The 12,512-nt window shown below is 62.3% G+C and carries 5 protein-coding genes; all 5 read left to right on the forward strand.

Annotated elements, in window-relative coordinates; translation table 11 throughout:
- Nucleotides 1-2 precede the first annotated feature (2 nt).
- The 5 genes from CR152_RS19575 to nosZ all read left to right on the forward strand — a co-directional run bounded on the left by CR152_RS19575 (nt 3) and on the right by nosZ (nt 12,507).
- Complete coding sequence (locus tag CR152_RS19575; RefSeq protein WP_099877398.1) at nt 3-2,339, forward strand: glycoside hydrolase family 95 protein; 2,337 nt, start codon at nt 3-5, stop codon at nt 2,337-2,339.
- A 389-nt stretch (nt 2,340-2,728) separates the two neighbouring features.
- Nucleotides 2,729-5,773, forward strand: coding sequence for a TonB-dependent receptor (locus CR152_RS19580; protein WP_099877401.1), 3,045 nt, complete (start codon nt 2,729-2,731; stop codon nt 5,771-5,773).
- Nucleotides 5,774-5,784: 11 nt separating this feature from the next.
- A complete protein-coding gene (locus CR152_RS19585) occupies nt 5,785-7,422 on the forward strand; it encodes a GH35 family beta-galactosidase (protein WP_229413460.1) in 1,638 nt (545 codons plus the stop codon).
- 20 nt (nt 7,423-7,442) lie between these two features.
- Entirely contained in the window at nt 7,443-10,319 is a 2,877-nt protein-coding gene (locus tag CR152_RS19590) for a glycoside hydrolase family 31 protein (protein WP_099877407.1), read from the forward strand.
- A gap of 265 nt (nt 10,320-10,584) precedes the next feature.
- Nucleotides 10,585-12,507: a TAT-dependent nitrous-oxide reductase gene (gene nosZ / locus CR152_RS19595; protein WP_099877409.1), complete on the forward strand. Its 1,923-nt coding sequence runs from the start codon at nt 10,585-10,587 to the stop codon at nt 12,505-12,507.
- Nucleotides 12,508-12,512 lie beyond the last annotated feature (5 nt).

Here is a 12,512-nt window from a genome sequence, read left to right on the forward strand (position 1 = left end):
CGATGAAGACGTCACTGTGCTGCGCGCTGCTGTTCGCGGCCTTCATGCATGACGCCAGTGCCAGCGACCGCATCTTGCGCTACGACCGCCCGGCGCCCGACACGCCGGAGGGCTGGGAACGCGAGGCGCTCCCGATCGGCAATGGCCGTATCGGAGCGATGATTTTCGGGCAGGTGGCGCGCGAGCGCATCCAGTTCAACGACATCACCTTGTGGAGCGGCGACGACAAGACGCTGGGCGCCTACCAGCCGTTCGGCGACGTGTTCATCAACCTGCCGGGGCACGCCGCCGGCGTCAGCCAGTACGCGCGCAAGCTCGATCTGGACAACAGCCTGCACAGCGTCACGTACAGGCACTCCGGGGTGGCGTTCAAGCGCGAGATGTTCGCCAGCCATCCGGCGCAGGCGATCGTGGCGCGCCTGAGCGCCGACCAGCCGGGCAAGTACAGCGGCTCGATCGAGCTGACCGACATGCACGACGCGCGCATCAGCGTGTCCGGCAACCGCATTTACGCCACAGGGTCGCTGGCCGGCTTCGTGCTGCCCGCCACGCCGCCGACCGCACCGACGACGAACGTCATGGATTACGCCAGCCAGGTGCAGGTGATCAACGAGGGCGGCACCCTGTCGGTGGAAGGCAACCGGATCGTCTTCACCAACTGCGATGCACTGGTGCTGGTGCTTGGCGCGGGAACGAGCTACGTCAATGATGCGAGCAAGCGGTTCCAGGGCGCGCACCCCTTGCCGCGCGTTTCAAGCCAGGTCGGCGCGGCAGGGGCACGCCCGTGGGCGCAACTGCTCGCCGCGCACCAGCACGATTTCAAGCGCCTCTACGACCGTGTGAGCGTCGATTTCGGCCAGGCATCGGCCACGCGGCGCGCACTGCCCACCGACCAGCGCATCGAGGCCTACACCGCCGAAGGCAAGGACCCGGGGCTGGAAGCGCAGTTCTTCCAGTTCGGCCGCTACCTGCTTATTTCGAGTTCGCGCGATTCGCTGCCGGCCAACCTGCAGGGATTGTGGAACAACAGCCTCACGCCGCCGTGGAATTCGGACTACCACACCAACATCAACATCCAGATGAATTACTGGCCCGCCGAACCGGCCAACCTGGCTGAATCGGCGATGCCGTTCTTCGACTTCGTTACCGGCGTGGCACCCGTGTACCGGCAGCTGATTCTCGACACCGCCACCGGCGCGCTGGCACAGCCGCCCAAGGCCGGCGAGGAAAGCTTCCTCACCGCCGCGAACAAGCCGGTACGTGGCTGGGCGCTGCGCACTGAATCGAATCCTTTCGGGGCGACCACCTACATCTGGAACAAGACCGGCAACGCCTGGTATGCGCAGCACTTCTGGGAACACTACGCCTTTACCCAGGACCGTGAGTTCCTGCGCACCGTGGCCTACCCGATGATGAAGGAAGTGTGCGCGTTCTGGCAGGACCATCTGAAGCGCGTGCCCGATGGCCGGCTGGTGGCGCCAAACGGCTGGTCGCCCGAGCACGGGCCGATTGAAGATGGTGTCAGCTACGACCAGCAGATCATCTGGGACCTGTTCAACAACACCGTGGAAGCGGCGGACGTCCTCGGCACCGACAAGGCCTTCCGCGACCAGATCGCGGCGATGCGCGACCAATTGGTGGGTCCGCGCATCGGCAGCTGGGGCCAGCTGCTCGAATGGATGGAAGAGAAAAAGGACCCTGTGCTCGACACCCCCGGCGACACGCACCGTCACGTGTCGCACCTGTTTGGCCTGTTCCCGGGCCGGCAAATCTCGCCAACCAAAACCCCGGCGCTGGCTGCGGCGGCGCGCAGGTCGCTCGAAGGGCGCGGCGACGCTGGCACCGGTTGGTCGATGGCGTGGAAGACCGCTTTCTGGGCGCGCCTGCTCGATGGCGACCACGCTTACAAAATGCTGCGCGGGCAGTTGGCCAAGCCGGGGGCGCGCGCCGCCCAGCAGGCCGGCCCCGGCACCGAAACCAACAATGCAGGCGGCACTTACGCCAACATGTTCGACGCCCATCCGCCGTTCCAGATCGACGGCAACCTGGGCGCCACCGCGGCCATCTGCGAAATGCTGCTGCAGTCGCACACGGGCGAGCTGCATCTGCTGCCGGCGCTGCCGTCGTCGTGGCCCGACGGTGCGGTGAAAGGCTTGCGCGCCCGTGGCGGCTTCGAGGTCGATATCGCCTGGGCCGGCGGCAAACTGACCGGCGCGAGCATCCGCTCGGTGGCGGGGCAGGGCGGCGGGACGGTGCGCTATGGCGATAAGGTAGTTGCGCTCAGCCTGAAACCCGGCGCTTCCGCGCGCCTGGGCAGCATGCTCGCGGTCCAGAAATAGTAAGCAGGTATGCCAGCTTTGACGCATTTGCGCCGCGATGGCGACAGGTGCGCATAGCCGCGCGCCGAGCGAACGTTGTTTCCTTAATATCGTTCTGTGTCTTGGTCATTTTCGTAATTGCGGCGGGCGGGCGGAGCTCGGAGAATAAATGCACAAATTAGCGCGGCTCCGGGCCACCCCTGGCACCAGCCGACGCATATAAAAATCCATACGAGACGCTAGCAATGATGATCAACCACAGGCCCACGCGGCCCTGTCTCCGTCCGTCTGCGCTCCTTTCAACAATCGCGTTGAGGAGGGCTTGCCTTTATCGATGAACGACACTTTGCAGCACCGCCAGCACAAACATAAAAAGCAGCCGTGATTCGAACGGAAACAGAGGAGACAAGTTGAACAACTACAAGAAAACAGCGATTGCCGTGGCCGTGGCCCAGATCGCACTGATGTCGAGCAGCGTGGCGATGGCCCAGGCCGTAACGCCTGCGCCAGTCAAGGAAAGCGCGAGCAGCGATGCCGCCGTGGTGGTCGTCAGCGGCCAGCGCGCGGCATTGAACTCGGCGCAGAAAGTCAAACAGAATTCCGACGAAATCGTCGATTCGATTGTCGCCGACGATATCGGCAAGCTGCCCGACCGCTCGGTGACGGAAGTACTGCAGCGCGTGGTGGGCGTGACGATCGACCGCACCATGAGCAAGGCCGATCCTGAACACTTTTCGGTGGAAGGCTCGGGCGTGTCGATCCGCGGCTTGAACTACGTGCGCTCGGAACTGAACGGCCGCGATTCGTTTTCGGCCAATGGCGGCCGCTCGCTCAATTTCGAGGACGTGCCGCCCGAACTGATGGCCGGCGTCGACATCTACAAGAACCCGTCCGCGGAGCAGACCGAAGGCGCCATTGGTGGCCTGGTGAACCTGCGCACCGCCATGCCGTTCGATTTCAAGGACATGAAGGTGGCGCTGTCGGGGCAGACAACGTACTCCGCGCTGAAAAAGGGCCGCAGCTCGCCGTCGGCCTCGATGCTGTTCTCCAACCGCTGGAAGACCGGCATCGGCGAAGTCGGCGCGCTGTTCGACCTGGCCTATTCCGAAAGCGCGACCCGCACCGACGCCCTGCAGGTCGAACCGTATTTTCCGCGCGACAATGTCGTCCCCGGCAAAACCGTCTGGATTCCCAAGGGCGCGTCCTGGCGCACGCTCAATTTCGAGCGCCAGCGCGAAGGCGCATACGGCGCCCTGCAATGGCGCCCGAACCGTGACCTGAACACATCGCTGACGTACTTCAAGTCGCGTTACAAAATGGACTGGGACGAGCAGGCCATCTTTGCCGCCTCCAACCCGTACAACATCCTGGTCAGTCCCGGCGCGACCTACGATGACAAGGGCGCTTTCGTGAGCGGCACACTGACCGATCCGGCCGACAAGGGCATCAACTACGGCGGCGATACGCGCATTGCGAACCGCAAGTCCGATACCACGGACGTGTCGTGGAACCTGGTATGGCGCCCGAGCAGCAGCTGGACCTTCAAGTCGGACCTGCAAAGCATCCGCGCCAAGACCGCCAATCTCGATTCGACCGTCGCCACCGGCGTGCAGATGCCCAAGCAGCAGCTGGACCTGGGCGGCGGCAGGCCGAACCTGATTTTCGACAGCGACGACCTGGCCTACCTGGCCAATCCGAATAACTATTACTGGGCCTTCACCCAGGAGCACGCGGACCGCAGCAAGGCCAAGGGAACCGCGTGGAAGGGCGACGCCCAGTACGACTTCGATCACAAGGTGCTGCGCGATATCCGCTTCGGCGTGCGCCTGACCAAGCGTGACGCGGTCACCGAAAAAACCAACCCGGACTACAACTGGGTCGCCGTTTCGCAGCCGTGGCAACTGGGCTGGAATATCGGCCAACTGGCGTCGCTGGGCGACCCGCGCTTTGCCGGCAACACGCGCGTGCACAACTTTAACAATTTCTTCGGCGGCAAAGTGTCGGTGCCATCGCTGGTGGTGCCAAATACCTCGCTGGCCACGGGTTACCCCGACAGCTACGCAGGACTGCACAAATACCACGACATCCTGTGTAACGAGAACGCCGCCGCCAAGGGCGCCACGCCCGATTGCGCGCCATGGAAGGCTGCATCCTACGGCACCGATCCGGCGGGCTCGAACGAGCAGACCGAAAAGACCGGCGCCATCTACACGCAGGCGCGCTTCGGTTTCGACGATCTGGCGATGCCGATCGATGGCAATATCGGCCTGCGCTATGTGAAGACCGACATGAAGGCGAGCGGCTACACGGTGTTCAGCTACACCCGCCCGACCATCCCCGCAGGCTACCAGACCATCGGCCCGGCCATCCCGAACATCCCGGCGTTCGTGCGCCCGCAGGATTACAGCAATTCGTACAGCAACGTGCTGCCAAGCCTGAACCTGCGCATGAAGGCCAGCGACAAACTGCAATTCCGCTTTGCTGTCGCCTCGGCTCTGTCGCGCCCGGATTTTTCGCAATTGCAGGGCTATACGACGCTGTCGCAGAAAGTGAACACCACCTCCAACGACGCTGCCGCCATCGTGCGCGTGAACAGCGTGGCCTTGACTGGCGAAGGCTCCGGCAATCCTGCGCTCAAGCCGGTCACGTCGCGCCAGGTCGACCTGACGGCCGAATGGTATTTCGCACCGGCCGGCTCGCTGACCCTTGCGGTGTTTAACAAGCAGCTCAAGGACATCATCGTCGACCAGAGCTACAACTTCCAGCTGCCCGACGTGAATGGCGTGATGAACGACTTCACGGTGACCGCACCGATCAACGGCGCCAAGGGCAGGGCGCGCGGTTTCGAGCTCGCATACCAGCAGTATTTCGACAATCTGCCGCAATGGCTGTCGGGCCTGGGCGTGCAGGCCAATTTCACCTTCGTCGACGGCAAGAAGACCATGTATTCGTCGGTGTTCCAGGAATACTGCGCCGGTGGCGCCGGCAATAACGCGGCCAACCTGAACCTGAACATGAACGGCTGCGACACCAACGGCCGTGCCTTCGGCAATCTGCCGCTGTACAACCAGTCGCGCCGTTCGTACAACCTGGCGCTGATGTACGACAAAGGCCCCCTGTCGTCACGCCTGGCGTACAACTGGCGTTCGCGCAGCCTGCAGGGAGTCAATGTGAACGGCACCCGCGGCGACGATGGTACCGACACCAATCCGGCCAGTTCGACGGTCGGCGCCCACAATGTGAGCTACGGTTTGCCGACCTGGGCGGCGGCGTACGGCCAGCTCGATGCCTCGATCTTCTACAAGATCACCGAGCAACTGTCGTTCGGCCTGGAAGCGCAGAACATCAACGATGCGAAGTTCAGGCAGGAGATGGACCAGACAATAGGCGCCAAGGGGCGTGCCTGGTTCGTCACCGGTCCACGCTACACGGCGCAGATGCGCTACAGCTTCTGATGGCGCGCCACGTGAACCGCTTGCTCGTCGCAGCGCTTGCCGTAGCGGCCACCAGCGCGGCGGCCGCCCCACCGCTGCCGCAGCTGGTGCAAAAGGATGGGCGCCATGCGCTCATGGTCGATGGCGCGCCGTTCGTGATGCTGGGCGCCCAGGCCCACAATTCGAGCAATTATCCGGCCGCGCTGAAAAAGGTGTGGCCGGCGATCAGGGACATGCACGCCAATACGCTTGAAATTCCCGTGGCGTGGGAACAGATCGAGCCGGTCGAAGGCAAATTCGATTTCAGCTATGTCGATACGCTGGTGGCCGAGGCGCGCAAGAACAAGGTGCGTCTCGTGCTGCTGTGGTTCGCCACCTGGAAGAACACCAATCCGCAATACAGCCCGGAATGGGTCAAGTTCGACAACCAGCGCTTCCCGCGCATGGTCGACAAGGATGGCAAGGTCAATTACTGCATGTCGCCGTTCGGCGAAGAGACACTCAAGGCCGATAAAAAGGCCTTTGTCGCGCTGATGGCCCACATCAAGAAGATCGATGAAGCGCATCGCACGGTCATCATGATGCAGGTGCAGAACGAAGTCGGCACGTATGGGCTGGTGCGCGATTATGGAGCGAAGGCGCAGGCGGCGTTTGCGCAGGCGGTGCCGCAGGCTGTGCTGGAGCGCCAGAAGTCGCCGGTGAAGCTGGCGGCCAGGGGCACGTGGTCCGAGGTGTATGGCGACTACGCCGAGCAGTATTTCCATACCTATGCCATCGCCAGCTATATCGGCGATATCGCCAGGGCCGGACGCGCGGTGTACAACCTGCCGATGTACGTCAATAACGCCCTGCGCGATCCGATCGAGCCGATGGCGCCGTGGAAGGGCAATTTCGCCAGCGGCGGGCCGACCTACGATGTCATCGACATCTACAAGGCGGCCGCACCGGCGATCGATTTCGCCGCGCCGGATATCTATATGCCGCAGTCGGCCAAGTTTACGGGAACGCTCGACCGCTTCCAGCGGCCCGATAACCCGCTGATGGTGCCGGAACTCGGTAACGCGGCCACCTACGCACGCTACACCTACCAGGTGCTCGGACGCGGCGCGCTGGGGTTTGCGCCGTTCGGCATCGATTACGCCGACTACAGCAATTTCCCGCTCGGCTCCAAGCTGACCGACAAGACGATGGTCGAACCGTTCGGATCGATCTTTGCCGTGTTCCGGCCGATGGAGCGGCAGTGGGCCAAGTGGGCGTTCGAGGGCCGTACCTACGGCGTGGCTGAAAGTGACGAGCGCACCGAGCAAACGATCGCCATGAAAAACTGGAAAGCCACTGTGTCGTTTCGCCAGTGGCGCTTCGGCGAAAAGGAATGGAATCCCGAAATCAAGGATGAACCGGCGAATACCGAGAAGCCGAGCGGCGGCGTCTCGATTGCCCAGATCGGTGAGAACGAATTCATCGTCGTCGGCCAGCAGGTGCGCCTGCGGCTGGGCGGCGCCGGCAGCAACGAGGGCAAGCCGACCATGCTGGCACGGGTGGAGGAGGGCAGTTTCGACCCTTCCGGCAAATGGGTCATGGAGCGCAACTGGAATGGCGACCAGGTCGACTACGGCATCAACCTGCCGGCCAAGCCAATCGTCCTGAAAATCAGAATCGGCACCTACTAAAAACTATTGGAGATCACAGAATGCGTCTTAAATCACTGGTGGGAACCGCTTCCTGCCTGGCGTTGATGGCTTCAGGCCACGCCCTCGCGGACACCTTCGAGAAAACCGGCAGCGGCGTGGTCGTCAAGCCCGACCAGGGCGCGGCGAAGGAAGTGCGCCTCGAGGTCATGAGCGAGAACATCATCCACGTCGTCAAATCCGACCAGCCGGGCAAGGAGTTCACGCCTTCGATGATGACGGTGGCCAAACCGTGCGCCTGCCAGTTCACGGTCAGCGATGCCGACAAGGACGTGGTGACGCTTAACGCCGGCAAGATCTCGGCCAGGGTGTCGCTGAAAACCGGCCTGGTGAAGTTCTATAACGCCAGGGGCGACGTGTTCCTCACCCAGTCGTCCGAGCGTCTCACGCCGGTGAAGGTCGACGGCAAGCCGTTTTTGGCGATCAAGCAGGGCTTCAATCCGGGCTTGAAAGATGCGTATTACGGCCTGGGCCAGCACCAGAACGCGCAGATGAACATGAATGGCGAGGACGTTCTGCTGGCGCAGCACAATATGGATGTGGCGGTGCCGTTCGTTATCTCCGACAAAAACTATGGCGTCCTGTGGGATAACAATTCGATCTCGCGCTTCGGCGACCCGACACCGTACGGCCCGATGAAGCGCGACCTGAAACTGGTCGACGCCAGCGGCAAGGCCGGCGGCCTGACCGCGCGCTACTACGTGGGCGACAAGCTGGTGCTGACCCGCCACGAAACCGACATCGACTACAAATACCTCAAGGATGTCGCCGAAAACTGGCCGAAGGAACTCGGCCCGCTGAAAGACCTGAAGGACGTCAAGGTGGTGTGGGACGCTACCCTCAGTTCGGCCAAGGCCGGCGTGCATAAGATGCAGCTGTATTCGTCCGATTACGCGACCTTGACGCTCGATGGCAAGCAGGTGCTCGACGTCTGGCGCCAGGGCTGGAACCCGTGGTACCACAATTTCGAGGTGAAGTTCGCCGCCAACAAGCCGGTCAAGCTGCACCTGGAATGGAAACCGACCGGCGGCATGATCGCGATCACGCACAACGATCCGCTGCCGCAGGCGGAGCGCCATTCGCTGACGTTTTCGTCCGAGATCGCCCAGGCCATCAATTACTACGTCATCAACGCCGACAACATGGACAGCGTGATCGCCGGCTACCGCCACCTGACCGGACAGGCGCCGATGATGCCGAAGTGGGCCTACGGCTTCTGGCAGTCGCGCCAGCGCTACGAAACCCAGGACCAGATCCTCGGCGCGGTGCGCGAATACCGCAAGCGCGGCTGGCCGTTGGATAACATCGTGCAGGACTGGTTCTACTGGCCCGAAAACGGCTGGGGCTCGCACGATTTCGACAAGTCCCGCTTTCCCGACCCGAAAGGCATGGTCGATGAGATCCACAAGAACAATGTGCGCGTGATGCTGTCTATCTGGGGCAAGTTCTATGCCGATACGGACAACTACAAGGAATTCGCGTCCAAGGGCCACATGTGGACCAGGAACGTCGAAAACGGCGACCTTGACTGGGTCGGCCCGGGCTATAAAAATGCCCACTACGATCCGTACACGCAGGAAGCGCGCGATATCTATTATCGCCAGGTCAAGACCAAGCTCGGTGGCCTCGGATTCGATTCGTGGTGGATGGATAACAGCGAGCCGGACGTGCTGTCGAATACCCGCCCCGAGGATTTCAAGAAGCTGATCGGGCCGACCGTGTACGGCGCCGGCGAAATCACCTACAACACCTACAGCATGCCGCACACGCAGGCGCTGATCGAGGGCCTCACACGCGACCAGCCCGATACGCGCCAGCTGATCCTGTCGCGCTCCGGTTTCGCCGGCATCCAGCGCAACGCGGTGGCGGTGTGGAGTGGCGATACGGTGGGACGCTGGAATAACCTGTACGACCAGATTTCGGCTGGTGTCAATTTCTCGATGTCGGGCATTCCCAACTGGACCCACGATATCGGCGGCTATGCCCAGGAAGTGCGCTTCCAGGGTGGCGACGTGGGCTCGGCCCAGGAAAACCGCAGCACCGGCACCGCCACGGTCAAGCCGGAAGACCTGAAGGAGTGGCAGGAACTGAATCTGCGCTGGTTCCAGTTCGGTGCCTTTACGCCGCTGTTCCGCTCGCACGGCGAAGTGGTCAAACGCGAGATTTACAACATCGCGCCGGACAAGTCGGAGATGCAGGACTCGATGGTGTGGTACCTGAAACTGCGCTATCGCCTGATGCCGTACATTTACGCGTCGGCTTCGGATATCTATTACCACTCCGGCACCGTGATGCGCGGGCTGGTGATGGATTTCCCGAAGGATGACCAGGTCAAGGATATCAAGGATCAGTACCTGTTCGGACGCGACCTGATGGTGGCGCCGGTGCACGTGTACGGCGCGCGCGAGCGCACGGTGTACATGCCGAAAGGGGCCGCATGGTACGACTTCTATACCGGCGCGCTGCACCAGGGCGGCAAGACGGTGGCCATGCAGGCCCCGGTCGCGCGCATGCCGCTGCTGGTCAAGGCCGGTGCGATCCTGCCGATGGGACCCGTGACGCAGTATGTCGATGAAAAACCGGACGCCCCGGTCACGCTCAATATCTACACCGGCGCCGACGGCAAATTCAGCCTGTACGAGGATGATGGCGTCACCAATGCCTACACCCGCGGGGAATTTACCCGCATTCCGCTCAGTTACGACGATAAAACCAAAACCGTGACCATCGGCGAGCGCACTGGCCAGTACAAGGGCATGGTCGCCAAGCGTCAGTTCAAGGTTCGCTTCATTAAGGCTGGCGTATCGAGTTCCGACAACTTCGATCAGGCCGACAAGGAAGTCAGTTATGAGGGCAAGGCGCTGACCATCAATATGTAAGGCGACGTTTCCGCAAAAGCCCGCCGGTGAGGTTCCCGGCGGGCTTTTTTTCGTCCTTACGCCTGTCCGGTAGCGAGCGCCATACGCATTCCGGCGTAGCCCGCTTACGCCTTTTCCCGCCTCCGATCGCCCGTCTTGCTCATAGGCACTGCCGGGTCGGGTCTTTACACTTATCCAGTCGGCATACGTTTCCCGAAGGTCGATGCGAACGAGCGATTGAACCAGGGGGAGCGTTCCCCCTTGCCCAGAACCGGAGAGTGAAATCATGAAGAAGAACAGTCCAGCAACGTCCAGTCCCGCCATTGCCGGCAGCCGCCGCGATTTTCTCGGCAAGAGCGCCCTGGCCGGCCTGGCCACCGCAGGCGCCACCATCGGTCTGACAGGATGCAAGGAAGAGGCCGCGCCAGGCAAGGCGGCCGTGCCCGCCAAAGCCGCCGACACCGGCGAGCACATCAAACCCGGCCAGCTCGATGCCTATTACGCCTTCATCAGCGCCGGCCACGGCGGCGAAGTGCGCGTGCTCGGCCTGCCGTCGGGCCGTACCTTGAAGCGCATCCCCGTGTTCAATACCGATTGCATGGTCGGCTGGGGCATCACCAACGAATCGAAGGCGATCATGGGCACCAAGCCCGATGGCAGCCTGCAGTACACCACGGGCGACACCCACCACGTGCACGGCAGCTACAAGGACGGCACGTACGACAGCCGCTGGCTGTTCGTCAACGACAAGATCCATTCGCGCCTGGCCCGCATCCGCATGGATACGATGGAGTGCGACAAGATCACCAGCCTGCCGAACGTGATGGGCTTCCACGGCATTTTCCCGGACAAGCGCGACCCGGTCGACGCCGCCATCAATTACACCACGCGCGTATTCTGCGGCACCGAATTCCATACGCCGCTGCCCAACGACGGGCGCGACCTGGACGATCCGACCAAGTGGGGCTGTCTGTTTACCTGCGTCGACGCGGCCAGCATGGAAGTGCGCTGGCAGTGCCGCATCGACGGCAACATGGAGCTGGTTGCGTCGTCCTACGACGGCAAGCTGGCCGCCGCCACCCAGTACAACACCGAAGGCGGCGCCGACCTGGCCGGCATGATGTCGGCCGAGCGCGACGCCTGCGTGTTCTTCAACGTGGCCCGCATCGAGCAAGCCGTCAAGGATGGCAAGTCGACCACCATCGGCGGCTCCAAGGTGCCGGTGGTCGACGGTCGCAAGGCCGCCAACGCCGATCCCGCCACCGCGCTGACCTGCTACGTGCCGGTCGGTAAGAACCCGCACGGCGTCAACGCCAGCCCGGACGGAAAATATTTCGTTTGCGCCGGCAAGCTGTCGCCGACCGCGACCGTGATCGAACTGACCAAGGTCCTCGGCTGGTTCGGCGGCGAAGTCAAGCAGCCGCGCGATTGCGTGGTGGCCGAACCGGAACTGGGGCTGGGTCCGTTGCACACCGCGTTCGACGGCAAGGGCAATGCCTTTACCTCGCTGTTCCTCGACAGTCAGGTCGTGAAATGGAACGTGGATGCGTCGATTGCCCAGTTCAAGGGAGACAAGGCGGCCAAGGTGGTGCTCGACCGCATCGACGTGCATTACCAGCCGGGCCACGGCTACGCATCGATGGGTGAAACCAAGGAAGCGGACGGCAAGTATTTCAACTCGGGTAACAAGTTCTCGAAAGACCGTTTCCTGCCGGTCGGCCCGCTGCACTGCGAAACCGAGCAGCTGATCGACATCAGCGGCGCCAAGATGAGCCTGATGGCCGACCATACCGCCTATCCGGAACCGCACGACGGCATCATCGTGCGCCGCGACGTGGTCAATACGCGCCAGATTCACAACATGGCCGACTTCCCGAACGCGGTCACGCCCGAAACCGCCGGCATCGAGCGCAAAGGCAACAAGGTGCAGGTACGCATGATGTCGCAGGCGCCGTCCTTTAGCATGCCGGTGATTAAAGTCAAGGTGGGCGACGAGGTCACGCTGACGCTGACCAACTACGACAAAGTGGAAGATTTGACGCACGGTTGCGCAATTCCGACGCATAACATCAACTTTATCGTCAACCCGCAGGAAACCAAATCGGTGACCTTCAAGGCGGACCGTGCCGGTGCATACTGGATTTATTGCACCCACTTCTGCCACGCACTGCATCTGGAAATGCGCAGCCGCCTGCTGGTCGAAGCGTAAGCCTT

The organism is Massilia violaceinigra, from assembly GCF_002752675.1.
Classification (GTDB): Bacteria; Pseudomonadota; Gammaproteobacteria; order Burkholderiales; family Burkholderiaceae_D; genus Telluria_A; species Telluria_A violaceinigra.